The following is a 24,097-nucleotide window of genomic DNA, read 5'->3' as shown; positions in this document are numbered from 1 at the left end:
GCCTACAAGCCGGCCAGGAAGCCTGTGACAGCCGCCGCGAACAGCGCCGGCTGTTCGACCGCGCCCAGGTGCGATGCATCGGGCAGCACGACCAGCGCCGCGCCGGGTATGGCGTGCTGCACGATCTGCGACATGGCGACCGGCGTACCCTGGTCCAGCTCACCGGCGATCAGCAGCGTGGGCACGGCGATGGCGCCCAGCCGGTCCGTCGTGTCGACGGTGCCGACCGCGTTGCAGCAGCCGATGTAGCCGGTGCTGTCTGTGCTGAGCAGGCGGCGGCGGAAGCGCGCCACCGTCGCCGCGTGCTCGGCGCGGAAGGCGTCGTGGAAGTAGCGGCCCATCACCGCATCCGCGATCACCTCGATGCCTTGTTCGCGCACGGTGGCGATGCGCTGCTGCCACGCCTCGCGCGCCGCCTCGGGATAGCGGGAAGTGGTGTTACCCAGTGCCAGGGCGCGCACCAGCGACGGATGGCGCAGCGCCAGCTCCTGGCCGACCATGCCGCCCATCGACAAGCCTATCCACACCACCGGGCCGGTATCGAGTTCGCGCAGCAGGGCCGCCGCGTCGTCGGCCAGGTCGGCCATGCTGTACAAGCCTTGCGGCGCGGACGAGGCGCCGTGGCCGCGATGGTCGTAGGCGATCACGCGGCAGTCGGCGGCCAGCTGGTTGGCCAGGCTGTCCCACATGGTCAGGTCGCAGCCCAGGGCGTGGCTCAACACCACCGTGTGGCGCGGCGCCTTGCCGCTGCGCGGTTCGCGCACCGTGTAGTGCAGCGCGGGTTGGCCGGCGCTGCGGCCCTCGCGGCCGATGCCGGGATGGCTGGCGGCGGCCGGCTCGGCCGGCTCCAGCGTGTAGCCGATCTGCGGACCGACCTCGCGCAGGATCGCCATCGCGTGCCCGAACGCCGTGTTGGCGGCGGGGACGCCGGCGTAGATCGCCGATTGCATCAGCACTTCCTTCAATTCGTCCGGCGACAGGCGGTTGGCCGCGTCGCCCAGCAGCGCGGCGCGCACGTGCAGCTCGAATTCCTCCCAGCGTCCCAGGGCGATGGTGGTGGCGAGGACCATGGCACGGCGGGTCTTCTGCTCCAGGCCGGGGCGACCCCAGATGTCGTTCCACGCGAAGCGCGTGATCATGCTCTGGAACTCGGCGTTGAAGCTGTTGGCGCTGGCGAGGGATTTGTCCACCCAGGCGTCGCCGAGGATGGCGCGGCGGTTGTTCAGTCCACGTTCGAAATCGTGGTCGATGGGGTCGAAGCTCATGCTGATGTCCTGTGATGGAATGGGGTGGAGTTCAGTGCCGCGATCTGTACACGGAGGCTTTGCAGCTGATGCTGCGCCAGGCGCTGGGCCGGCAACGCCGCGGCGGCGGGATCGAACAGCGGCGCCAGCGCGGCCGGGTCGACCTGCTTGCGCAGCTGTTCGTCGGCCCGCACGGCGTCGGCCAGCACCTCGGCCAGATTGCGTCCGCTGGCCAGCGCCTCGCCGCTCATTGCTTCGAGCAGGCTGTGGGCCGCCGGGCGGCCGATGCTGGCGGCCAGCCAGGCCGATGCCGCCTCGGCGAACACCAGCCCCTGCAAGGCGTCGATATTGCGCAGCATGCGCGCCGGATCGACGTGCAGGCCGGCGAAGGCGTCGTTGAGCGCCTGCACGGCTCCGTGCGCGCTGAGGAACAGCGTGGGCCACTCGGCGAGTTCGGCCTGCCAGTTGCCCAGGCCTCGTTCATGTTGTTGTCCCATGCTTGCCAGCAGCGCGGCCGCGTGCTGCGGCGTGCGGTTGGCGGCGGCCAGCGCGATCATGGCCGATACCGGATTGCGCTTGTGCGGCATGGCGGAAGAGCCTCCGCGTCCATTGCCGGAGGGTTCGGCCAGTTCGGCGATCTCGCCCTGCGCCATCAGGCTGATGTCGGTGGCGATCTTGCCCAGGCTTCCGGTGAGGACCGCCACTTCCAATCCCAGGCGCACCCACTCGTCGCGCTGCGTGTGCCAGGCCGCATCCGCCACCTTCAAGCCCAAGTCGGCCGCCACCAGCGCCGCCACCGCCGCGCCATGCTCGCCCATCACGGACAAGGTGCCGACCGCGCCGCCCAGTTGCAGCTGCAGCGCGCGGGCGGCGCATTCGCGCAGGCGCGCGCGCGCCCGCACCAGCGGCGCCAGCCAGCCGGCCACCTTGAATCCGAAGCTGCTCACCTGCGCCGGCTGCATCAGCGTGCGCGCCAGCACCGGCGTGGCCACGTGCCGGTCCGCCAGTTGCAGCAGATGGCCGGTCAGGTCGTGCAGGCCGTCGTCCAGCAGCTGCAATGCGTCGCGGGTGGCCAGCACCATGGCCGTGTCGATCACGTCCTGGCTGGTGCTGCCCCAGTGGACGCGGGCAGCCGCCTCGGCGTCATACAGCGCCACGGTCCGCGTCAGCTCGCGCACCAGCGGAATGGCCAGGCTGCCGGCGCGGCGCCCGGCGCTGACGATGGCCGGGATGTCGTACAGCTGCGCGTTGCAGACGCCGGCGATGGCGCGCGCCGATTGAGCCTGCAGCATGCCTTGCCTGGCCTGCGCCTCGGCCAGCGCCTGCTCGAAGCGCAGCATGGCCTGCACGATCGCGGCGTCGTCGAAGACGGCGATCATGTCCGGCGTGGTGAGGAAACTGTCGAAGATGGATACGCTCAATTGAACTCCGCTGGCAGGTCAGACATAGTCGAAGAATGCGGTCTCTTTGTCGGACTGCATCCAGATGTCCCAATGATAGACCCCCGGCGCGGTCTTGCGGGCGACCAGCGTTGGGCGGCGTTCGGCGGGTACCTGCGCCAGTATCTCCGATTGCGGCAGGCCGCTGTCGTCCTCCAGGAACACGGCGGTGAACTGGTGCTTGACCAGGCCGCGCGCGAACACGGTGATGAAGGTGGCCGGGGCGCCGCTCACCGGCGCCGCGCATTGCGACAGCCGCAGGCTGAATTCTCCCTTTTCTCCGCTGGGCACGCGGCGGAAGCCAGGCAGCGCCTGGGCCGCTTCCGCGCCGGCGGATTCCGGCTGCCAGGCTTCGATCTGCGCGTCGTTGATCGGCGTGCCGTCGCCGTCGTAGATCGTGCCGCCGATGGTGATGGTTGGCGCGCTGGTCTCCAGCGTGGCGGCGGCGCTGGCGTCGACCGCCCATTGCCAGGCTGCGTGCGAAAACGGTCCGATGGTTTGCGAGGTGGTGATTTGGCTCATGCGGTTGCTCCTTTAAATGCCCATCGGCGTGGCGTCGCGGCCGCGCAGCACGATATCGAATTCATAGCCCAGCATCTTGTCGCTGTCGGTGTACTCCAGGCTGAAACGGGAGATCAGGCGCTGGCGCGCGGCCAGGTCCGGGATGCTCTGGAAGATAGGGTCGTAGTCGAACAGCGGGTCGTTGGGGAAGTACATCTGCGTGACCAGGCGCTGCGCGTACACGTTGCCGAACAGGGAAAAGTGGATGTGCGCCGGGCGCCAGGCCTTGTCGTGATTCCCCCACGGGTAGGGGCCGGGCTTGATGGTGACGAAGCGGTAGCGGCCATCGTCGTCGGTCATCATCTTGCCGATGCCGTAGAAGTTGGGATCGAGCGGCGCGTCGTGCTGGTCCTTCTTGTGCCAGTAGCGGCCCGCCGCGTTGCACTGCCAGACCTCCAGCAGCGAATTGCGAACCGGCTTGCCGTCTTCGTCGACCACGCGGCCGGTGACGACGATCTTCTCGCCCAGCGGTGCGCCATGGCCGTGCGCCGTCAGGTCCATATCGTTGGGCAGCAGGATGCGCGGGGAGGGAATCAGGTTGTCCTCCACCGGCTGGCCGGCGCGGATGCGCAGCAGCGGCTGGGCGGGGCCGCGCTTGAGCGTGGACTTGTAGGCGGGGTAGATCAGTTCCGGGTAGACGCCGGACGGAATGGCATCGAATTTCAAGACGGGCCTCCTGTTGGTTGTTATGGTTTGTGTGCCAGCCATGTTAGGGAAAGCGCCGACGCGTCACAATACGCCGTCGTCGGGTGAAATTCGCTATGCGCCCAATTTGTGCGATACTCGCACAAATCGCCAATTTTCTCGCTTATGACCACTGAAAACGACGCACCCGCCGCGCGCGACATGGTGGCCGGCCTTGAAAAAGGCCTGCTGGTGATCGCGGCCTTCGACCAGGAACGCAGCCGCTTGAGCATCGCCGAGGTGGCCGAGCGCACCGGCCTGACGCGCGCCGCCGCGCGCCGCTACCTGATCACGCTGACGCACCTGGGCTATATGCGGCACGAGAACAAGCTGTTCGCGTTGACGCCGATGGTGCTGCGGCTGGGCCAATCGTACCTGCATTCGGCGCGCCTGCCGCGCATCGTCCAGCCCTTGTTGTACCGGCTGGCCTACGCGCTGGGCGAGGCCGCATCGGCCGGCGTGCTCGATCACGACCAGCTGGTGTGCGTGGCCGCCGTCAGCGCCGGGCAGCTGGTGTCGGTCACGCTGCAGCCGGGAACCCGCGTGCCGGCCTACTGCACCGCGAACGGCCGCGTGCTGCTGGCGCACCTGCCGCAGTCGCAGATCGACGCCTTCCTGGAACGCGCGCAGCCCGAGCGCATCACCGAGCACACCATCGTCGGCAAGGAGCGTCTGGCGCTGGAGATCGCGCGTGCCCGCGCGCAGGGCTATGCGCTGGTGGACCAGGAGCTGGAACTGGGCCTGCGCACCATCGCCGTCCCGCTCAAGAATTTTCGCGGCGACGTGGTGGCGGCGATGAACATCAGCGTCCACGCCGGCCGCATGCCGCGCGAGGAGATGGTCGAGCGCTGCCTGCCGGCGCTGATCAAGATGCAGGTGGAGCTGAACGCGCTGCTCTAAAGCGGTGCGTTTGCGGTTGCGTCGACATTGTAAATCAGCAATACTTCCTTGGTTAGCCTCTTCGACTGACTGGACCCGTAGCGAAATGATATTGAACCTGTGGATTCCCCGTGTGTTGGCGCGGACGCTGGTCCTCATGCTGGCGGCCTGCGTGCTGTGCAACGGCGCGGCGCGCGCGCAGCAGTTGCCGCTGCGGTACTTCACCCAGCAGGACGGCCTGGGTAACCTGAGCGTGATGGCGCTGGCCCAGGACCGGTCGGGTTACCTCTGGCTCGGCACGGAAAATGGCCTGTTCCGCTACAACGGCGCCCGCTTCGAGCGCTATGGACGGGATCACGGATTGCTGCAAACCGGGATCACGGGACTGTTGGCGCAGGGCGACCAGCTCTGGGTGGGAACGAGCGAAGGTCTTTACCGACTGGCGGGCGAGCGCCTGGTGCCGCAGCAGTACCAGGGCAAACACCTGTCGATCTGGCCCGGCCAGATGATCGCGCAGGGGCGCGACGGCGCGCTGCTGTTCGCCAGTGCCCAGCGGCTGTACCGGATCGCGGACAAGCCGGGCGGCACGGCCATCGAACCCTATTTTTCGGAGCAGCAGATCAAGGCCGAGCCCAAACTGGGGAAAATCACCAGCGTCCGCGTGGACGGCGGTGGCCTGTGGCTGGGGTGCGGCGGTGCCCTGTGCCGCGTCGCAGGCGCCGGCGTTAAGGTATGGGGCGAGGCGGCCGGCGTGCCGTCCGACGACTGGTGGGCGATACTGGCGGCCGCCGACGGCACGCTCTGGAGCCGGAGCGAACATCGGCTCATCGCCTTGGCGCCCGGCGCCGCGCGCTTCGCCGACCGTGCGCCGCCGGGCGACATGATGCGCAAGGCCTCCCAGTTGTCGGCGCTGGGCACAGATGGCGCGCAGGCGGTGTTCACCAATATCGACACCGGACTGGCGCGCTGGCGCGACGGCCGCTGGGAACAGTTCGGCCCACGTAACGGCTTGCAAAGCGCGGGCGGCATCACCGCCACGCTGGTGGACCGCGACGGCGGCCTTTGGCTGGGGACGCGCGGCCGTGGCCTGGTGCAGTGGCGCGGCTACGGCCAATGGGAAAACTGGAGTTCGGCCCAGGGCTTGCAGGATGACGTCATCCTGTCATTCGCGCGCGACGGCCAGGGACGCATGCACGTGGGCTCGCGATCCGGGCCGGCCCTATTGGAGCAGGGCGCGCTGCGTCCGATCTCCGCGCACGCCAATCACCAGTGGGCGGATCAGGCGGTGGACCGCAGCGGCCAGGTGTGGGCGGGCACCTACCCAGGCCTGCTGTTCCGGCATGATCCCAAGACGGGTGCCGAGGTCCAGGTGGCGAAGCTGCCGCCCATCCTGCACCTGCGCATGGACCGCGACGGCGCGCTCTGGATCGGCACCGGCAACGGCGTGTACCTGCTGGAGCATCCGGAGCTGGGTGGCCAGCCACGCCTGGCGCCCGGTTCGGCCGCCTTGGGCGATTTGACCGATGAATCCATCAACAGCAGCTGCCAGGGCGCCAACGGCGACTTGTGGTTCATCAGCGAGCATCTGCTGCTGCAATATGACGGGCGGCGCTGGCAACGCCACAAGCTGCTGGACGCCGACGGCACCGACTCCTTCTCGACGATCGCCTGCGCGGCAGACGGCACGTTCTGGATTGGCAGCGCGGGCACCGGCCTATGGCGGGCGAAGGCGGGCAAGGGCGGAATGGAATTGCAGCTGGCGGCGCCCTTGCCGGGGCTGTCCCTCATGGCCTTGCACACGGATCGGCGTGGGTGGCTGTGGATGGGCACCGACGCCGGCATCGTGGTGCGCGACGGCGGGCAGTCGCGGCACCTGGATCAGGACGATGGCCTGGTCTGGGCCGACGTCAACGGACGGGGATTCTATGAAGACGTCGACGGCTCGATGTGGATCGCCACCAGCAACGGCGTCTCGCACATCCTGCACCCGGAGCGCCTGTTCCCGCTGCCGGCGGTGGACGCGGTGCTGGAAAACGTCCTGCGCGGCGGCCGGCGCATCGGCCTGCGGGATGGGGCGTCCCTGCAGTGGAGCGACGAGGCACTCAACTTCAGCCTGGCCAGCCTGACGTACCAGCACCGCAGCGGCCTGCGTTTCCGCTACCGGCTGGAAGGGCTGGAGCAGGGATGGACGCAGTCGGCGTCGCCCGATATCCGCTACGCCTCGCTGGCGCCCGGCCAGTACCGACTGCGGTTCGGCGTGACGGACGTGGAGACGGGAGCCACGCCCGCGGTGCGCGAAATCGGCTTCACCATCACCCCGCCATGGTGGCGGACCACGGCGTTCTATGTGCTGTGCGCGCTGGCCCTGGCGGGCGCGGTCGTCGCTTTCCACCGCTACCGCATACGCGCGCTGACGCGCAGGACCGCGCGCATGGAGAAGCTGGTGCGGGAACTGGTGAGCGAGCGCACGCGGGAGCTGGAGAAGTCGCAGGACGCGCTGCGCCTGCGCGCCATGCAGGACGGACTGACCAAGGCATGGAACCGCGCCGCGATGATGGAATACCTGGAGCAGGAAGTGCTGCGTTCCGGCGAGCTGCGGCGGCCCTTCCTGGTGGTGCTGCTGGACCTTGACCACTTCAAGCGCATCAACGACACCTACGGCCATCTGGCCGGCGACTGCGTGCTGCGCGAGGTGGTGGCGCGCCTGGGCGGCGCCGTGCGCTCCAGCGATCTGGTGGGACGCTATGGCGGCGAAGAGTTCCTGCTGCTGTTGCCGGAGCTGGACCAGGCGCGCGGCACGGCGCAGCTTGAGCGTCTGCGCCGCGTGGTCGAAGCGGCACCGGTGCCGATCGACGGCGGGCAGGCGATCGATGTCACGGCCAGCTTCGGCGTGAAGGAGTTCGATCCGGCCAGGCCGCTGACGCCATTGGAACTGATCGGCCAGGCCGACGCCGCCCTGTACCGCGCCAAGGCGCAGGGCCGCAACCGCGTGGTGTTCGACGGCGGCGAAGCCTGAATCAACCGGCGCGGAATTCCTTTGGCGTCCTGCCCATGCGCTTCTTGAACAGGCGGCTGAAGTAGGCCGGGTCCTGGAATCCCAGCTCATAGGCGATGCTGGCGATGCTGGACGGCAGATAGGTCAGCTTGCGGCACGCCTCCAGCATCAGCCGGTCCTGCGTGATGTCGAACGCCGATTTGCCGGACAGCTTGAGGCACAGGCGATTGAGCCGCGTCGGCGTGGCCCTTAGCGCTTCGGCATATTGGCCGATTTGCCATTGTTCCTTGTAGCGCCGTTCCACCTCGGCGCGGAAGCGGCTGAATAATTCGAAGTCGCTGCGGCCCGACTGGTCGGCCAGGCGCCGTTCGGCGTGCAAGCGCACCAGCAGCAGCAAGGCGCTGCGCGCCAGCCACTCCAGCATCAGCGTGTGGCCGTACTGCGGCCAGGCCGCTTCCGTCAGCAGGTTTTGCAGCAGCGACTCAAGGCGCGCGCGCAATTCCGGCTGGCCGGACAGGTCGATCATCAGCGGTTCGACGAACAACGATGAATACAGGTCGCCGTGGTTCTCCGCCACCGCGAACACCACGTTCTGGTCCACCGTCAGCACATAGCCATGCGCCTCGGCGGAGAAGTCGAAGCCGTGCACCACCGATGGATGCAGCGTGATGACGGCCGGTGCGCGGCACTCCCAGACGGCGCCGTCGACGCTGGCGCGCACTTCGCCGCCGTAGAGGAAAAGTACCTGAAACAGGCCGGCGTGGGTGTGCTTTTCGATGTGCCAGTGGTGCACCCGGCTGCGGGTTTCTATCAGTTCGATATGCACGAATTCGGCGTTTTCCACCCGTGTTTGCTCGCCGTACAGGGCGAACTGTGGGACGTCCGGCGGTGCCGGTTTTGTGTTGCGGGTCATGGAGACGGGCGCCGATGGAAGTGGTTGGGTGTCGAAATAGTACAAGTTTTATGCCGTTTCATCCATTTTTTTTGCGATGGCCCGGCGCTACGATGGCGGCACACCAACACCATATCGGAGACAACATGCGTACCCAGGTAGCCATTATCGGCGCCGGCCCAGCGGGCCTGCTGCTATCCCATCTGCTGCACTTGAGCGGCATCGAATCGATCGTGCTGGAGTCGCGCAGCCGCGCCGACATCGAGGCGACCATCCGCGCCGGCGTGCTGGAACAGGGCACGATGGATATCCTCACCAACGCCGGCGTGGGAGCCCGCATGAAGGCCGAGGGCGCGCTGCATCACGGCGTGGAGCTGGCCTTCGGCGGCAAGCGCCACCGCATCGACCTGACGGAGCTGACCGGCAAGGCCATCACCGTCTATCCTCAGCATGAGGTGATCAAGGACCTGGTGGCGGCGCGCCTGGCCGCGCAGGGGCAGCTGCTGTTCGAAGTCGGCGGCGTGCAGCTGCATGGCGTCGACACCGCCACGCCGTCGGTCAGTTTTGTGCATGGCGGCGAGGCGGCGCGCATCGAGGCCGATTTCGTCATCGGCTGCGACGGCTACCACGGCGTCACGCGGCCGGCCATGCCGGGACAGGGGCGCGAGGACTTCACCCGCAACTACGGCTTCGGGTGGTTCGGCATCCTGGTTGAATCGGCGCCGTCGTCGGATGAACTGATCTACGCGCGGCACGATCGCGGCTTCGCGCTGGTCAGCACGCGCACGTCGACGGTGCAGCGCCTGTACTTCCAGTGCGATCCGGCCGACCACGTCGACAACTGGTCGGACGACCGCATCTGGGCCGAGCTGCACGCGCGGCTGGAGAACAACGACGGCTGGCGCGTCAACGAGGGGCGCATCTTCCAGAAGGGGATCATCGGCATGCGCAGTTTCGTGTCGACGCCGATGCAGTCGGGACGCCTGTTCCTGGCCGGCGACTCGGCCCACATCGTGCCGCCGACCGGCGCCAAGGGCATGAACCTGGCGGTGTCGGACGTGAACCTGCTGGCACAGGGACTGGAGCAGTTCTACCGCCAGGGCCGGGACGAGCGCCTGCAAGGCTACACGGATGCCGCGTTGAAGCGCATCTGGCGCGCCGAGTACTTCTCGTGGTGGATGACCAGCCTGCTGCACACCTTCGCCGACGCCACGCCGTTCCAGCGCGAGATGCAGCGCGCCGAACTGGAATGCGTGGTCAGCTCGCGCGCGATGGCGACCGCGCTGGCGGAAAACTACGTCGGCGCCTTCTGACCGTCCGCGATCCGGTAAAATTCGCGGATCAGAACCATTCGATCCGCGCCAGATGAATACACAAGCAGCACCGACTCCCAAGTACAAAAATTCGAAACCCGGTTGGTTTAGAAAGCGGTTCCGCAAGGTGGAAGTCATCCACACCAAGCTGACCGACCAGAATGAGGCATACACGATATTCGCCAACGGCGAGCTGCTGGGAAAAGTGTCCAGGCACACGCATAAGAGGATCGTGGACTCCACCAGTCAGTGGTTCGAATTCCTGAACTGGGCGTTCGGAGCGGCTTGCTTCGTCTTCGCGCAAGGCGTCCAGGGAACGCCGAATCCGCCGCTCAACGCCGGCATTTCGCTGGTCTGGATGTTCCTGCTGTATCTACACCAGAGAACAGTCAAATTCCCACGGCTGCTGTCCAAGGATACAACCATCGACCTGCCGGGCGACCAGGGCTCCCTCGACGAGCGCAGGAAGATCCTGTTGAAGGCATTGACCGGGAAATACCTGGGGTTTTTCGACATCGTCAGGCGGGCGCCATTTTTCCTGATCGGTTATTTCTACCTGGTGTTCATCGCCACGCTGGCGTATGGACCTTTCCAGAACGCGGAACTCCTTGGCACCAAACTCTCTCGTCTATTTCTGCCTGATAGCTGCGCGTGTATCGTCAAGCCGGTTGAAGACAAGCCCGTGACAGCAGTCCCCAAGCCGTTCGACCCACAACACTGGACCGGGCCGCGCTAAGCGGCCGGCCGCTTCAGCGCTTCCGGCCCGGCGACGCCACGGCGGCCATGGGCGCGCGCGGACTGGCCGCGCCGAACAGCGCCTCGACCATCGGGTCGCGCCGTACCACGGTCTTGTTGGCGCGCAGCGGTTGGCAGATGTCGTCGATCAGGCGGTGTATGCGGCTGCCTTCGCGGCTGATGGTGACGCTCAAGGTGGGACCGTTGTAGAAGGTCTTGATGATGGATTCCATAGGTTTCTCCTGAATGTATGGACCTTATGCCGTCAGCACATGGTCGGATGTGAGTAGCGGGCGGCGTATCCGCGCGACGCCGGGGGCCGGGCTGGGCGCCGCCGCGGCGGCCGTCACCGTCTGGATGTGGCGGCGCGCCTGGCCGGCGCAGCGGCAGTACAGCGCCACGTAGGTCTGGTAGGCCGCCATCGCCGGCCACGCGGCCGGCAGCAGCTCCTGCGGCAGCAGCGGATCGGCGCGCCGGCAATGCTGGTAGCCGTGGCTGACCAGCAGCCGTATCGCGAAGGCTTGCGCGTCGCTGATGGCGCCGTGCTGGTCGAGCAGCTTGCGCAGCGGCTGGAAGCGCTGCTGGAACTGGCGATACAACGCGTCGGCGGCGTCCAGGTCCCATTCGCTGCGGCCGAACAGCGGCTGGCGCATGGCCGCGGCCAGCTGCGTGCCGCTGACGTCGAACGAAGCCAGGCCGTGGTCTTCCGACGCGGACGCGCCCTCGATGCCGGCGCAGTAGGACGCCGGCCGCGCCAGCAGGTTGTGCGCCAACGGGCAGTAGTCCAGTGCCAGCAAGCGCTTGCGCGCGGCGGTGTAGCGCGCGGCGCTGATGCCGCCGCTGTTGACCAGGATGCTCCAGTCCTCGGCGAAGCTGCGGGCCGGCGGGATGTCGAGCCGTTGGCGCGCGGCGCGCACGGCGGCCGCAGTGGCCGGGGCCAGCATGCACAGGCTGCGGCGGCCATGGCGTTCGACCCGGATGGCCTGGTGTTCGGTCAGGCGGAACAGCGCCGTGCGGATCGCCCGCTCCTGGAAGCCCAACGGCTCCATCAGCGCGATGGCGCTGGCCAGCCATTGGCTCTTTTGCCCGAACAACTGGGCTTCGCTGAACATCAGCACCAGCATGGTGTTCAGGCGCGGCCTGGCTTGTCGCAGGCAGTCTTCGAGATGGCTTTCGGTGTTCATGTTGGGGCGGTGACGGATAAAGTGGAGCCGGACCCGGAGCGCAGCCGCCAGTACAGGCGCGCCGCCGTGGCCAGGTTGTACCAGAGCCAGAGGCAGGCCACGCACATCAGGGCGGCGGCCGGCCGGGCCAGCGCGTCGGGTCGGAGGCAGGCGGCCGACAGCAGCAGCAAGGCCGCCGCGTGGGTCCGGAATTGCCACTTCGCGCGGGACTCGGGAATGATCTTGTTGATGCCGGGGAGCTTGTGTCCGGGGCCGGGCGCCTCTTCGCGCAGGTGGTACCAGGTCAGGAAGGGCACGATCTTGTACAGCATGCCGTGGATGGCCGATTGCGCGACGCCGGCCACCAGCAATACCCCCAGCAGCAGCGGGCGCGCGTTGGACGCCTGGTCGGCGGGCCACAGCCACACCGCCAGCGCGGCCAGCAGGCTGGCCATCGCGGTGCGCCAGTACAGCGTGGTGGGATCGGCCGTCGGGCGCGTGCGGTGCGCCAGCAGGTACAAGGTGCAGGCGCCGAACACGCCGTAGCCGGCGCCCAGCAGCACGGTGCAGGCGTCGTGGAACAGGCGGGCCGGCCCCTGCAGGCCGCTCGACAGCGAGGCCGCCGTCAGCAGCAGGAACATGGCGGTGGTGTAGCCGCCGGTGAGCAGCGCGGGATAGGGCGGCGTGACCATGAACATCGGCACCACCTGGAAGGCGATGGCGATCACCAGCAGGCCGACCCAGCCCTGCAGGCCCCACATCGCGTGCAGGTCGGTCAGGCGGGCCAGCGGCCAGCCGGTGGCGCCGGGCCAGGCGAAGGCGCCGGCCAGCAGGCCGCCCAGCACCATCGTCACGCCCAGCGCCGCCAGCGCCAGGCGGATGCCGGCCATGACCGCGCCGGAGCCGGGCGCGTGCTGGCGCCACATGCCGACCGTGCAGGCGCCCAGGAACAGCAGCAGCGCGGACAACAGCAGCGCCATCGCGCCGCGGAACAACCAGGTCTGCTCCAGCCAGAAGGCGGAGGCCAGCAACAGCGTGCCCGCGCACAGGCCGGCGTGCACGGCGGCGCCCACCGCGCCGGCGCGCGGCACGGTGATGCCGGCCACCACCGGCAGGATCTGCATCAGCGCCCCGATCATCGTCATGCTCAGGCAGCCGAGCACCATCAGGTGCGTCAGCGCCAGCGTGTGCGGCGACCACCGGCTGATCAGCGCGTCCGGTCCCTGCCACGCCAGCAGCGCCGCCGCCAGCGCCGCGAACAGCGGGGCGCTGAGGAAGAAGCGCAGCGGCAGCGACAGCGGCGGATTGTCGTCGAACGACAGCGCGCGCCGGGGGGCGTCGAGGGGTTTCATGCGGAGGGCGCGTCCGGCACCAGCCAGATCAGCACTTCGAAGCGCAGGTCCTCCAGCTGGGTGGTGCGGTAGTCGTAGCCGTAGCGCTGCAGCACGCGGTACAGCGGAATGGGATTGCGGTCGATCAGCACGCGCAGGCGCTCGTCCGGTCCCAGCGTGTCGAGCGCGTCGAGGATGCGCACCATCGGCTCCGGCGGCTCCATGCCGCCCACGTCCAGCAGGCGCGCGCTGCCTTCGTGTGCCAGCGCGGCGCTCATGCCGGGCTCCCGGTTTCGGCCAGCGCCAGGCTTTCCATGCCGGCGATGACGGCGTCGGCCTGGTCCGCCAGCGCGCGGTCGGCGTGCGGGTAGAGGATGCCTTCCTCCTTCAGGTTGTGCTGGTGCATCAGCACGCGCAGCGTGTCGGCGTTGTCGAAGAAGTCCTCGCTGTCGCGGCGGCCGAGGGCGGCGCTCATCTCGCACAGCGTGTCGCGCATGTGGCCGTGCTCGGCGCGCATGACGGCGGTCGGGCCGTAGGCGTTGCCCATGGCACGGTCCAGGCGCGGGAACAGGACGCGCTCCTCCTTGTCCAGGTGGAGCTCGAACATCCGCAGGAAGGCGGCGAAATCGTCCTCGGCCATGTCCCAGTCCTTGCGGGCGATGGCCGCTTCGGCCACGGCGTACTGCTCGTCGCAGCGGCGGTGTTCGCGATCCATGTAGGTGGCGATCTTGTTCATCTCGATTCCTTGGTTATGTGCTGTGGAGCATTGTCCCATTCGAGCAAGCTGAATTTCTTTGATTCACATCAAGGATTTTCAGGTTGACGGCGGGATACAGTTCGTTCGCCGTTTGGCCATGATCAATTACCCGTGCCTTTTCACCACATGAATCGAACCGACTCTCCCGTTTCCCCCGCCGCGCGGCCCATCGAGCTGGTGTGCCCGGCCGGCAGCCTGCCGGCGCTCAAGTCGGCGGTCGACCTGGGCGCCGACTGCGTCTACCTGGGCTTCCGCGACGCCACCAACGCGCGCAACTTCGCCGGCCTCAATTTCGACGACGCCGCCATCGCCACCGGCATCGCCTACGCGCACGAGCGCGGCTGCAAGGTGCTGCTGGCGCTGAACACCTACCCGCAGCCGGACGCCACCGACTTGTGGCGCACCGCCATCGACCGCGCCGCCGCGGCCGGCGTCGACGCCGTGATCCTGGCCGACCCCGGCCTGATGCGCTACGCCTGCGACCACCACCCGTCGCTGCGCCTGCACCTGTCGGTGCAGGGCTCGGCCACCAACGCCGAGGCCATCAACTTCTACCACCAGCACTTCGGCATCGCCCGCGCGGTGCTGCCGCGCGTGCTGTCGCTGGCCCAGGTGGAGCACGTGGTCAAGCACACCGAGGTCGAGATCGAAGTGTTCGGCTTCGGCAGCCTGTGCGTGATGGTCGAGGGGCGCTGCGCGCTGTCGTCCTACGTGACGGGCGAATCGCCAAATACCCACGGCGTGTGCTCGCCGGCCAAGGCGGTGCGCTGGCAGCAGAACGCCAACGGCCTGGAATCGCGCCTGAACGGCGTGATGATCGACCGCTACACGCCGACCGAGAACGCCAGCTATCCGACGCTGTGCAAGGGCCGCTTCGAGGTCGAGGACGAGACCTACTACGCGGTCGAGGAGCCGACCAGCCTGAACACCCTGGAACTGCTGCCGCAGCTGCTGGAGATGGGTGTGCGCGCGGTCAAGATCGAAGGGCGCCAGCGCAGCCCGGCCTACGTGGCGCAGGTCACGCGCGTGTGGCGCGAGGCGCTCGACCAGTGCCTGGCCAACGCCGCGCGCTACTCGGTCAAGCCGGGCTGGATGTCGGAACTGAATACCTTGGCGGAAGGGCAGCAGCACACGCTGGGCGCCTACCACCGCTCGTGGAAATGAAACTGGAGTCACAATGATGAAATTAGCCTTGGGGCCGCTGCTCTACTACTGGCCGCGCGCCCAAGTGATGGAATTCTACGAACAGATCGCCGACACGCCGGTCGATATCGTCTACCTCGGCGAGACCGTGTGCTCGCGCCGGCACGAGCTGCGCGCCGCCGACTGGCTGGCCGTGGCCGCCATGCTGGCCGAGCGCGGCAAGGAGGTGGTGCTGTCCTCGCTGGCGCTGATCGAGTCCAGCGCCGACTTCGGCGCCCAGCGCCGGCTGGCGGCCAACGGCCACTACCAGATCGAGGCCAACGACATGGGCGCGGTGCAGCTGGTGTCCGGGCAGGGCGGTTTCATCGCCGGTCCGCACCTGAACATTTACAACCCGCCAACGTTGCAGCTGATGCACGAGTTGGGCGCGCGGCGCTGGGTGATGCCGTTGGAGATGAGCCGCACCGGCCTGGGCCACATGCAGAACGGACGTCCGGCCGGCATGGAGACCGAGGTGTTCGCCTTCGGCCGCATGCCGCTGGCGTTCTCGGCGCGCTGCTTCACCGCGCGCAACCGCAACCTGCCCAAGGACGATTGCCGCTTCAGCTGCATCGACCATCCGGACGGCCTGATGATGCGTACCCGCGAGAAGCAGGAGTTCCTGGTGCTGAACGGCATCCAGAGCCAGTCCGCGCTGGTGTACAACCTGGTGGGCGAAATGGCCGAGATGAGCGCGATGGGTGTCGATGTCGCGCGGCTGAGCCCGCAATCGCAGCACATGCCGCAGATCATCGCGGCCTTCGACGCCGCGCGCGGCGGCGCCTCGCAGGCCACGCCGAGCGCGCAGGCCATGGAGGGGCTGCTGCCGGCCGCCGCCTGCAACGGCTACTGGTACGGCAAACCCGGACTTGAATATCGCATGGAGGACGCAGCATGATGAATACCATAAGCAATCCGCAGCAGGGCGGCGCGCGGCCCTTGCCGGCGCCGCTGGCGGCGTTCGGCCGGCTGCTGCCGGCCTATCCCGGCGCGCTGCTGTGCGTGGCGGCGCTGAACCTGGTGCTGCGCCCGCACCTGCCCGACGATGTGCGCGCCAGCCTGCGCGGCAAGCACATGCGGGTGAGCGTCAGCGACGCCGGCGTGTCGTTCGATTTCACCTGGCGCGACCAGGGCTTCGCGCCGCTGCGTGCGGAAGGTGTGCCGGACCTGGACATCGGCGCCTGCACCCGCGACTTCATCGCGCTGGCCCGCCGCGAGCAGGACCCGGACACGCTGTTCTTCTCGCGTCGTCTGTCGATGCAGGGTGATACGGAGCTGGGTCTGCTGGTCAAGAACACGATGGACGCGATCGCGCTGCCGATGACGGAACTGGGCAAGCAAGCCCTGACCCGCCTGTTCGACAGCCTGCCAGGCCGGCGCACGCGGGCCTAGTCCGGAGCGCGACGGCTGCCGCCTTGGCTTTGTGACTATAATACGTACATCGACCACGTCTTATATGTTCACTTTACTCCGATGAAGATCAAGAAGCCAAGCGCCGACAAGGCAATGACTGTCCGCCTCCCGGCAGACCTGGTCGGTCAGCTTGATAGGCTGATTCAGGCAACCGGCCGCAACAAGAGCGCAATCACCGTGGCCGCACTCCGTCATTACCTGGAGACCGAGTCCTGGCAAATCCGGGACATCGAGGAAGGTATTGCGGAAGCGGATCGCGGCGAATTCGCTAGTGCGAGCGAAGTAAAGTCCTTCTTCGAAAAATATGGCGGTTAAGTGGACCAAAACTGCGCTGGCCAACCTCGTTGCCATCGTCGAGTACATTGAGCAGGATAACGCCGAACGGGCAAAATCGTTTGTCCTGGAAATCCAGGCGAAAACAAATAGCCTGGCCGAGTTCCCCAATATGGGACGTCCCGGCCGAGTGACCGGTACTCGCGAGTTGGTCATTCACCCCAACTACATTATTCCGTACAGAGTCCGAGGGGACGTGGTGGAAATCCTGCGGGTGCAGCACGTGGCCCGGCGCTGGCCCCGGCGGTTTTGAAACGTCTGCCAGGCCAGGGTTAGTGGTTGCGGCGCACGCTGAAGCGGGGGAATAGCGGCTTGATGCGTTCCAGCAGCTCCTCCCCCGGATAGCCGGCCACCGCGCTGGTCACCAGCGCATCGTCCTGGCAGCCGGTGGCGCGGAACTCCTGCAGCACGTAATGCCCGACGCCCAGCGCCGACAAGGCCCGCGCCAGCGCCACCAGCTGCGTGGGCGGCAGCTGCGCCGGATGCACGGTGGTGCGGCACTCATACTCGACACCGCTGGCCTGCACCGCCGCGATGCTGGTCCGCACCGGATCGCCGCTGCCGGCCACGCCCGTCACCACGGGATACAGCGAGAACGGCGCCTTGACGTCGAGCCCCACCCAATCCACCAACGGCAGCACGCTGGCCAGCCGGTCCGGGTAGATGCCGGCCGTCTCCAGGCCGATGCGGAAGCCCAGCGCGCGCACGTCGGCGATGGCCTCGCCCAGCGCCGGATCCATCGTGGCCTCGCCGCCGCAGAACACCACCGCGTCCAGCAAGCCCACGCGCCGCGCCAGCGCGGCCAGGATGCCATCCCACGGCAGCGGACTGTCGCCGGTGCGCGGCTGCAGGTGCGGATTGTGGCAATAGCCGCAGCGCCACGGACAACCCTGCACGAAGATCACGGCCGACAGCAGGCCGGGATATTCGGTGGCGCTGAACGGCGTGTAGCCGCCCACCTTGAGCGTGGCGCGTCCCATGTCAGCGGCCGGCGTTGACGGCGGCTTCGCTGAAGAATTTACGCTCGTGGAATTCCCCCTGCTTGCCGATGTTGAACGAGGCCAGCGGACGGTGGTAGCCCATCACGCGGGTCCAGATCTCGCACGGCTGGCGCTCGGCGTTGTCGAGTTCGGCGATGGTGGCTAGTGGCAGATTGTTCATGTCGTTTCCTTGGTTGAGTTGAAAAGATCAGGCCGTGGCGGCCTGTTTGCGCGCCAGCAGATCGGCGTCGCACTTGGGGCAATACTGATGGCTGCCGTTCAGGTAGCCATGCTTGGGACAAATCGAGAACGTCGGCGTGATGGTGATGTACGGCAGGCCGAAGCGGCTCAGCGAACGGCGCACCAGCTGGCGGCAGGCGTCCGCGCTCGACAGCGCCTCGGTCATGTACAGGTGCAGCACGGTGCCGCCGGTGTACTTGCGCTGCAGCGCGTCCTGCTGCTCCAGCGCCTCGAACGGATCGTCGGTGTAGCCGACCGGCAGCTGCGAGGAGTTGGTGTAGTAGGGCATCTCCGCCGTGCCCGCCTGGCGGATGGCCGGGTAGCGCTTGCGGTCCTCCTTGGCGAAGCGGTAAGTCGTTCCCTCGGCCGGGGTGGCCTCCAGGTTGTACATGTGGCCGGTCTCGGACTGGAACTCGACCATGCGGGCGCGCACGTGGTCCAGCAGGCGCAGCGCCAGCGCGCGGCCCCATTCGGTGGTGATATCGTGCTCGCCGCTCGGATCGAAGTTGCGTACCATCTCGTTGATGCCGTTCACGCCCAGCGTCGAGAAGTGGTTGCGCAGCGTGCCCAGGTAGCGCTTGGTGTACGGGAACAGGCCGTTGTCCATGTGGCGCTGGATCACCTTGCGCTTGATCTCCAGGCTGTCGCGGCCCAGCTCCAGCAGGCGGTCCAGCGCGGCCAGCAGGCCGGCTTCGTCGCCGCGGTGCAGGTAGCCCAGGCGCGCGCAGTTGATCGTCACCACGCCCAGCGAGCCGGTCTGCTCGGCCGAGCCGAACAGACCGTTGCCGCGCTTGAGCAGCTCGCGCAGGTCCAGTTGCAGGCGGCAGCACATCGAACGGATCATGTTCGGCTTGAGCTCGGAGTTGATGAAGTTCTGGAAGTAGGGCAGGCCGTAGCGCGCCGTCATCTCGAACAGACGCTCGGCGTTCGGGCTGTCCCACACGAAGTCTTCGGTGATGTTGTAGGTCGGGATGGGGAAGGTGAAGGCGCGGCCCTTGGCGTCGCCGGCCATCATGATCTCGATGTAGGCCTGGTTGATCATGTCCATCTCGGCCTGCAGGTCGCCGTAGGCGAACGGCATTTCCACGCCGGCGATGTGGGGGATCTGCTCGCGCAGGTCCTCCGGGCAGACCCAGTCGAAGGTCAGGTTGGTGAACGGCGTCTGGGTGCCCCAGCGCGAGGGCACGTTGAGGTTGTAGATCAGCTCCTGCATGTACTGCTTGACCTCGGGATAGCTCAGGCTGTCCTTGCGGATGAAGGGCGCCATGTAGGTGTCGAAGGAGCTGAATGCCTGCGCGCCGGCCCATTCGTTTTGCAGCGTACCGAGGAAGTTGACGATCTGGCCGATGGCGCTGGACATGTGGCGCGGCGGGCTCGACTCGACCTTGCCGGGCACGCCGTTCAGGCCCTCGTTGAGCAGGGTGCGCAGCGACCAGCCGGCGCAGTAGCCGGCCAGCATGTCGAGGTCGTGGATGTGGATGTCGGCTTCGCGGTGGGCGCGGCCGACTTCGGGAGGATAGACGTGGTTGAGCCAGTAGTTGGCGATCACCTTGCCCGACACGTTGAGGATCAGCCCGCCCAGCGAATAGCCCTGGTTGGCGTTGGCGTTGACGCGCCAGTCCTGGCGGTCCAGGTATTCGTTGATGGAGGCGGCGACGTCGACCAGCGAGTGGCGGTCCTGGCGCAGCTTGGCGTGCTGCTCGCGGTAGACCACATACGCGCGCAGGGTTTTGCGGTAGCCGGCGTCGTACAGCACGCGCTCGACGGTGTCCTGTGCCAGCTCGACCGTCAGCACGTCCTCGGGACGCAGCGACGACAGGTGCAGCAGCGTGCACTCGGTCAGCTGGGCGGCCTCGCGGGCGTCGAACTCGCCGCTGGCGCGGCCGGCCTTGAGCAGCGCGGCTTCGATCTTCTCCAGCGCGAAAGCCTGCTCGCTGCCGTCGCGTTTGGTGATCTGCGTATGAAACAATCCTTGCATGCTTTCTCCTTGATCCCATATCTAGTTGGTTTCGATAGGTTAGGCACTAGATATGGTGTCGTCAATCAAAGTCAGCGGGATTTTGCAATTCCATGATCCAGATTGCCTTTGTGACTGTGTTGACGGCCTTGTATCGTGTGGTGATACGCGCTACAGTCGTGCCGGCCATACTTGATGTAAACCAAATGGAGTCAAAAACCAATTGGGGTCAAGTCTGACATTCGGACACGGTCTCTACTGTCGGTCGGCGCAACAGCAGAGATCGTGTCCGAATGTCAGACTTGACCCCAATTTCGGTTCAAAAAAACGATGAAGAAAATTTTAGCTTTGTTTGCTGTGATATCGATTTCGGTGACTACGCCGGCGCTTGCACAAGATCACGCACCGGTATCGTCCATCACAACCGCCACTTGGGCGCAGTACAAGGGCGATTATCAGCAAAGCCCGCTCTGTGGCAAGGACGAGATCACGTTGTGGACCTGCGAGACAGGCAAGCGGGTCTATTCGCTGTGCTCTTCGCATGAAATGACGCGCACGTCCGGCCACATGCAGTACCGGGCTTCCGATCACGGCAAGGTTGTGCTGACGTACCCGGCTGAGAAGCGAACGCCGCTGGGAGCATTTGTTTTCAACTCCTACGGAAGCGGCGACGCATCGGTCGAGTTCACAAACAACGGCTACGTCTATACGCTGTTTGATGCGCTTCGAGGGAATTCGTCAATCCATGTCGTAGCACCGTCTGGAAAACAGACGGAAATAAAATGCGGCGGCAATCAAACCCTTCAGCTCAACTACTCGATGCGGCTGATGTATGACTCAGGTGTGTGGGCAGGCAACTAAACAGAATGGGGTCAAGTCTGACATTCGGACACGAGCTCTGCTGTAGGGCCCGTCTACAGCAGAGCTCGTGTCCGAATGTCAGACTTGACCCCAAGTGTTTGACCCCAAGTGTTGCTTTGCACCGGTGCTAGAATGCAGCTTCTCTTTCGAAAGGAGTCCCATGCGTCGCCTTGCCTTGCTGTTGCTCTTGCTCGCTCCGATGGCCTTTGCTCAGGTCGACCTGAATGTGGCTACCTATAATCTCCGCTTCGATAATCCCAACGATGGCAAGAACGTCTGGTCCGCCCGCAGGGACGCCTTGCGCGCGCTGGTGCGCTATCACGAGTTCGACCTCTGGGGAACGCAGGAGGGCTTGGGTAATCAATTGACGGATCTTGACGCGCTGGGGGACTTTGCGCGCGTCGGCGCTGGCCGCGATGATGGCAAGCACGTCGGCGAACACTCAGCCATCTTCTATCGAAGCGCGCGCTTCGCGCTGGAGGACCACGGCGATTTCTGGCTCAGCGCCACGCCCGAGCAGCCGTCGATGGGTTGGGACGCGCGCTGCTGCAAACGCATCGCGACCTGGGCGCGCCTGCGCGACAAACCGACCGGCCAGGTGTTCGTCGTCCTGAACGCGCATTTCGATCATGAAGGCGTGGTGGCGCGCCGCGAGTCGGCGCAGTTGCTGCTGCAACGCGGCCGCGCGCTGGCGGGGACATTGCCATTGATCGTGATGGGCGACTTCAACAGCACACCCGACAGCGAAGCCTACGCCACCATCGGCGCCGCGCTGCGCGATGCAAGGGCCATCAGCCAGACGCCGCCTTATGGACCGGTGGCGACTTTCAATGACTTCGACGTCACCAAGCCGCCCCGCGAGCGCATCGATTACATCTTCCTCAGCCCGCAGTGGCAGGTGCTGCGCTACGCCGTCCTCACCGACTCGGTCGACGCGCGTTACCCATCGGACCACTTCCCGGTCGTGGCGCGCCTGCGCCTGCGCTAGCGCCCAATGGGGTCAAGTCTGACAATCGGACACGATCTCTGCTGTAACGCTGCTTTACAGTAGAGGCCGTGTCCGAATGTCAGACTTGACCCCAATTTTGTTTACCACATGATGACGCGCTGCTCCGGCGGCAGATACATCGGATCGCCCGGCTTGATGCCGAACGCTTCGTAGAAGCCCGGCTGGTTCATCACCGTGCCCTTGGCGCGGAACTCGCCGGGCGAGTGCGGATCGCTCTTGATCTGCGCGATCGCCGCTTCGGGACGCAGCTTGGCGCGCCATTTCATGGCGAAGCCGATGTACAGGCGCTGCTCGCCGGTCAGGCCGTCCAGCACCGGCGACGGCTTGCCGCCCAGCGAACGCTGGTACGCCTTGTACGTGATCGACAGACCCGAGTTGTCGCCGATGTTCTCGCCCAGCGTCAGCTCGCCGTTGATGAAGTAGCCCGGCACCGGGCTGTAGGCGCCGTATTGCTTGACCAGGCCGGCCGCGCGCGCCTTGAAGGCGGTGCGGTCTTCCACGGTCCACCAGTTGCGCAGGCGGCCCCTGGCGTCGTACTGGCTGCCGGAGTCGTCGAACGCGTGGCTGATCTCGTGACCGAAAGTGATGCCCAGCAGGCCGTAGTTGACCGCGTCCTCGGCCTTCACGTTGAAGAACGGCGGCTGTAAAATCGCGGCAGGAATCGTGATGGCGTTCAGCGATGGGTTGTAGCTGGCGTTGACGGTCTGCGGCGTCATCGACCATTCCTCACGGTCCACCGTCTTGCCCAGTTTTTCCAGGTTGCGCGCACGGCTCCACGCGCGCGCCGAGCGTACGTTGGCGATCAGGTCGTCCTTCCGGGTGTTCATGGCGCTGTAGTCGCGCCATTTTTCCGGGTAGGCGATGTTCGGCTTCAGCGCCGCCAGCTTGAGCTGGGCTTCCTTCTTGGTCTCCGGGCCCATCCAGTCCAGCTGGTCGATGCCGTCCTTGAACGAGGCCACGAAGTTGTTGAACATGGCCATGACGCGCGGCTTGGTCTCGGGCGGCAGGTACCTCTGCACGTACAGCTTGCCCACCGCGTCGCCCAGCGCGCCATCGGTGAAGCGCAGCGCCAGTTGCCACTGCGGTTCGCTCTGAGGCACACCGCGCAGCACCGTGCCCTCGAAGGCGAAGCGCTCCTTGACGGCGGCGCTGTCCAGGTAGGAGGCGTAGCTTTCGATGATGCGCCAGTTGAAGTAGCTCTTCCACGATTCCAGCGGCACCTTGGCGACGGCGTCGGCGAAGCCGGTCAGGAAGCTCGGCTGGCGCACCACGGCCGACGATTCCTTCGGCGCCAGGCCGGCGGCGGTGAAGTAGGCTGGCCAGTCGAAGGCCGGCGCCAGCGCGGCGAACTGGTCGAACGCCACGCGGTTGTAGGATTTGACCGGATCGCGCATCTGCACGCGGGTCCATTGCGCGGCGGCCAGGCGGGTCTCGACGTCGAGGATCTGCGCGGCGTGGGCGGCGGCTTCCTGGTCGCCGCTCATGGCCAGCATGGTTTCGATATGCGTCAGGTACTTGGCGCGCACGGCCTTGAGCTTGGCGTCGTCGTCCTTGAGGTAGTAGTCGCGGTCGGGCAGGCCCAGGCCGGACTGGCCGACGTTGATGGTGTAGTGCTCGGGATCCTGCGCATCCGGCGCGACGTGGGCCGAGAACGGCGTCGGGATGCCGTTGCGCTGCAGGTAGGCCAGCAGCGCCGGCAGGTCTTTCTTGTCCTTGAGCGCGGCCACGCGGGCCAGGTCGGACCGCAGGGGCTTGAAGCCGGCGGCGTCGCGCGCCTTATCGTTCATGAAACTGGTGTACAGGTCGGCGATCTTGTGCGTGTCGCTGCCCGGCTTGCCGGGGTGCTTGACGGCCGCGTCCATCAGCGTGCGCAGCTGGCCTTGCGCGGTTTCGCGCAGTTCGATGTAGGTGCCCCAGGTCGATTTGTCGGCCGGGATGTCGGTGTTGCGGGTCCAGACGCCGTTGACGTAGCCATAAAAGTCATCCTGGGGACGGATAGTCGTGTCCAGGGATTTCAGGTCGATGCCGGACGCCTGTTGGGCATGCAGCGACGGGGTGGAAAAGGCGAACAGGGCGCAGCAGGCGGCGCTGGCTAGCGTACGTTTCACGAAGGTTCCTCTGACGTGGGT

General features: G+C 66.5%; 23 protein-coding genes and 1 pseudogene. 11 read left to right on the top strand and 13 right to left on the bottom strand.

The genetic code is table 11. The features are described from left to right. Positions 1-2: 2 nt before the first annotated feature. The 4 genes from pcaD to pcaH are packed head-to-tail and all read right to left on the bottom strand — an operon-like array spanning position 3 to position 3,910. Complete coding sequence (gene pcaD, locus HUX88_RS15255; RefSeq protein WP_176362328.1) at positions 3-1,265, bottom strand: 3-oxoadipate enol-lactonase; 1,263 nt, start codon at positions 1,263-1,265, stop codon at positions 3-5. Then, positions 1,262-2,665 carry a lyase family protein gene (locus HUX88_RS15250; RefSeq protein ID WP_176362327.1) on the bottom strand — a complete coding sequence of 468 codons (1,404 nt, stop codon included), beginning with the start codon at positions 2,663-2,665 and terminating at the stop codon, positions 1,262-1,264. The genes pcaD and HUX88_RS15250 overlap by 4 nt, the downstream gene beginning before the upstream one ends. Before the next feature lie 18 nt (positions 2,666-2,683). Next, positions 2,684-3,205: a protocatechuate 3,4-dioxygenase gene (locus tag HUX88_RS15245; RefSeq protein ID WP_176362326.1), complete on the bottom strand. Its 522-nt coding sequence runs from the start codon at positions 3,203-3,205 to the stop codon at positions 2,684-2,686. 12 nt (positions 3,206-3,217) lie between these two features. Further along, positions 3,218-3,910 (bottom strand): protocatechuate 3,4-dioxygenase subunit beta, encoded by a 693-nt coding sequence (gene pcaH, locus HUX88_RS15240; protein ID WP_117011110.1) that lies wholly within the window; start codon positions 3,908-3,910, stop codon positions 3,218-3,220. 144 nt (positions 3,911-4,054) lie between these two features. Here pcaH and HUX88_RS15235 point away from each other — a divergent pair, with 144 nt between their 5' ends. Together HUX88_RS15235 and HUX88_RS15230 are read left to right on the top strand one after the other, a co-directional pair. Further along, positions 4,055-4,828, top strand: a complete 774-nt coding sequence (locus HUX88_RS15235) for an IclR family transcriptional regulator C-terminal domain-containing protein (RefSeq protein WP_176362324.1) — start codon at positions 4,055-4,057, stop codon at positions 4,826-4,828. An 85-nt stretch (positions 4,829-4,913) separates the two neighbouring features. Then, positions 4,914-7,823: a diguanylate cyclase gene (locus tag HUX88_RS15230; RefSeq protein ID WP_217916339.1), complete on the top strand. Its 2,910-nt coding sequence runs from the start codon at positions 4,914-4,916 to the stop codon at positions 7,821-7,823. Between the two features lies 1 nt (position 7,824). Here the strand turns inward: HUX88_RS15230 and HUX88_RS15225 are convergent, their stop codons facing one another. Further along, positions 7,825-8,715 (bottom strand): helix-turn-helix domain-containing protein, encoded by an 891-nt coding sequence (locus tag HUX88_RS15225; RefSeq protein WP_117011482.1) that lies wholly within the window; start codon positions 8,713-8,715, stop codon positions 7,825-7,827. A gap of 125 nt (positions 8,716-8,840) precedes the next feature. On the opposite strand from HUX88_RS15225, the gene HUX88_RS15220 reads away from it, so the two are divergent. Both HUX88_RS15220 and HUX88_RS15215 read left to right on the top strand, forming a co-directional pair. After that, a complete protein-coding gene (locus tag HUX88_RS15220) occupies positions 8,841-10,007 on the top strand; it encodes a 4-hydroxybenzoate 3-monooxygenase (protein WP_176362322.1) in 1,167 nt (388 codons plus the stop codon). A gap of 52 nt (positions 10,008-10,059) precedes the next feature. Further along, complete coding sequence (locus tag HUX88_RS15215; RefSeq protein WP_176362321.1) at positions 10,060-10,743, top strand: hypothetical protein; 684 nt, start codon at positions 10,060-10,062, stop codon at positions 10,741-10,743. Between the two features lie 13 nt (positions 10,744-10,756). On the opposite strand, the gene HUX88_RS15210 is transcribed toward HUX88_RS15215, so the two are convergent. The 5 genes from HUX88_RS15210 to HUX88_RS15190 are packed head-to-tail and all read right to left on the bottom strand — an operon-like array spanning position 10,757 to position 13,972. Next, on the bottom strand, positions 10,757-10,975 hold the full coding sequence (locus HUX88_RS15210) for a hypothetical protein (protein WP_176362320.1): 219 nt from the start codon (positions 10,973-10,975) through the stop codon (positions 10,757-10,759). Between the two features lie 24 nt (positions 10,976-10,999). Next, the gene (locus HUX88_RS15205) at positions 11,000-11,926 is read right to left on the bottom strand and encodes a PaaX family transcriptional regulator C-terminal domain-containing protein (RefSeq protein WP_176362319.1); all 927 of its coding nucleotides are present in this window, start codon (positions 11,924-11,926) and stop codon (positions 11,000-11,002) included. After that, the gene (locus HUX88_RS15200) at positions 11,923-13,257 is read right to left on the bottom strand and encodes a permease (RefSeq protein ID WP_176362318.1); all 1,335 of its coding nucleotides are present in this window, start codon (positions 13,255-13,257) and stop codon (positions 11,923-11,925) included. The genes HUX88_RS15205 and HUX88_RS15200 overlap by 4 nt, the downstream gene beginning before the upstream one ends. After that, complete coding sequence (locus tag HUX88_RS15195; RefSeq protein ID WP_117011102.1) at positions 13,254-13,514, bottom strand: DUF2249 domain-containing protein; 261 nt, start codon at positions 13,512-13,514, stop codon at positions 13,254-13,256. The genes HUX88_RS15200 and HUX88_RS15195 overlap by 4 nt, the downstream gene beginning before the upstream one ends. After that, the gene (locus HUX88_RS15190) at positions 13,511-13,972 is read right to left on the bottom strand and encodes a hemerythrin domain-containing protein (protein ID WP_117011101.1); all 462 of its coding nucleotides are present in this window, start codon (positions 13,970-13,972) and stop codon (positions 13,511-13,513) included. Before HUX88_RS15190 ends, HUX88_RS15195 begins: the two co-directional genes overlap by 4 nt. A gap of 147 nt (positions 13,973-14,119) precedes the next feature. Between HUX88_RS15190 and HUX88_RS15185 the strand changes: the two genes are divergently transcribed. From HUX88_RS15185 to HUX88_RS15165, 5 genes are all read left to right on the top strand, one after another. Continuing rightward, positions 14,120-15,157 (top strand): peptidase U32 family protein, encoded by a 1,038-nt coding sequence (locus tag HUX88_RS15185; RefSeq protein ID WP_176362317.1) that lies wholly within the window; start codon positions 14,120-14,122, stop codon positions 15,155-15,157. Between the two features lie 13 nt (positions 15,158-15,170). Beyond that, positions 15,171-16,073 (top strand): U32 family peptidase, encoded by a 903-nt coding sequence (locus tag HUX88_RS15180; RefSeq protein ID WP_176362316.1) that lies wholly within the window; start codon positions 15,171-15,173, stop codon positions 16,071-16,073. Beyond that, positions 16,070-16,567, top strand: a complete 498-nt coding sequence (locus tag HUX88_RS15175; protein WP_308937129.1) for an SCP2 sterol-binding domain-containing protein — start codon at positions 16,070-16,072, stop codon at positions 16,565-16,567. The genes HUX88_RS15180 and HUX88_RS15175 overlap by 4 nt, the downstream gene beginning before the upstream one ends. An 81-nt stretch (positions 16,568-16,648) precedes the next feature. After that, positions 16,649-16,903, top strand: a complete 255-nt coding sequence (locus tag HUX88_RS15170; protein ID WP_176362315.1) for a CopG family ribbon-helix-helix protein — start codon at positions 16,649-16,651, stop codon at positions 16,901-16,903. Then, entirely contained in the window at positions 16,893-17,174 is a 282-nt protein-coding gene (locus HUX88_RS15165) for a type II toxin-antitoxin system RelE/ParE family toxin (RefSeq protein ID WP_117011091.1), read from the top strand. The genes HUX88_RS15170 and HUX88_RS15165 overlap by 11 nt, the downstream gene beginning before the upstream one ends. A gap of 19 nt (positions 17,175-17,193) precedes the next feature. Here the strand turns inward: HUX88_RS15165 and HUX88_RS15160 are convergent, their stop codons facing one another. Together HUX88_RS15160 and HUX88_RS15150 are read right to left on the bottom strand one after the other, a co-directional pair. After that, entirely contained in the window at positions 17,194-17,901 is a 708-nt protein-coding gene (locus HUX88_RS15160; RefSeq protein WP_176362314.1) for an anaerobic ribonucleoside-triphosphate reductase activating protein, read from the bottom strand. Between the two features lie 13 nt (positions 17,902-17,914). Next, positions 17,915-20,119, bottom strand: a pseudogene (locus HUX88_RS15150) (ribonucleoside triphosphate reductase); the annotation flags it as partial. 309 nt (positions 20,120-20,428) lie between these two features. Here HUX88_RS15150 and HUX88_RS15145 point away from each other — a divergent pair. Next, positions 20,429-20,959 (top strand): hypothetical protein, encoded by a 531-nt coding sequence (locus HUX88_RS15145; protein WP_217916338.1) that lies wholly within the window; start codon positions 20,429-20,431, stop codon positions 20,957-20,959. Between the two features lie 160 nt (positions 20,960-21,119). Continuing rightward, positions 21,120-21,947, top strand: a complete 828-nt coding sequence (locus HUX88_RS15140) for an endonuclease/exonuclease/phosphatase family protein (protein ID WP_176362312.1) — start codon at positions 21,120-21,122, stop codon at positions 21,945-21,947. 101 nt (positions 21,948-22,048) lie between these two features. On the opposite strand, the gene HUX88_RS15135 is transcribed toward HUX88_RS15140, so the two are convergent. After that, the gene (locus tag HUX88_RS15135) at positions 22,049-24,076 is read right to left on the bottom strand and encodes a M13 family metallopeptidase (RefSeq protein WP_176362311.1); all 2,028 of its coding nucleotides are present in this window, start codon (positions 24,074-24,076) and stop codon (positions 22,049-22,051) included. Between the last annotated feature and the right edge of the window lie 21 nt (positions 24,077-24,097).

This window comes from Duganella sp. BJB1802 (assembly GCF_013369445.1).
Classification (GTDB): Bacteria; Pseudomonadota; Gammaproteobacteria; order Burkholderiales; family Burkholderiaceae_D; genus Rugamonas; species Rugamonas vulcania_A.
The sequence above is the reverse complement of the archived record's forward strand: the minus strand, read 5'-3'. Positions and strand labels throughout refer to the sequence as shown.